Here is a 419-nt window from a genome sequence, read left to right on the forward strand (position 1 = left end):
ATCCGCAACACGAAACGTGGCGTATCGCCGGATCAATCCCGCCATAGTTCCCGACGACAACACGCCGGTCCGCCGTAGATACGCATAACGCGCCTGAATTTGAGGCAGGAACACGCCGCGCATCTGCTGAAACACATTCGCGCCGTCACTAGCCCAGCCCGTCACGTCCGGATCGACACCATTCGGAGCATTCCATTTCACGCCGAGGCTTTCGTCCAGATCATAGGAATCAACTTCCCAAAGCCCCGAAGCCTCGGTGCCCGTATAGGACTTCAGCATGATATTGTTCGTCGTGCTGTCGAAACTCCCCACGGCCTCAATATGGATGAGGTAATCCAGCCACGATCCCAGCCCCAGATACTGCGCGTAATCCGACCAACTCCCGGTGCCGTTCTGAATCGAGGCAAACCAGTCCAGCA

Annotated in this window: 1 protein-coding gene; it reads right to left on the reverse strand. The window is 57.0% G+C overall.

Annotation, left to right across the window (positions count from 1 at the left end; translation table 11 throughout):
- Positions 1–419: CotH kinase family protein (locus tag B7444_RS13010; RefSeq protein ID WP_048855193.1), on the reverse strand; the 419-nt coding region annotated here is incomplete at both ends.

Source organism: Gluconobacter thailandicus F149-1 = NBRC 100600, from assembly GCF_000964465.1.
GTDB lineage: Bacteria > Pseudomonadota > Alphaproteobacteria > Acetobacterales > Acetobacteraceae > Gluconobacter > Gluconobacter thailandicus.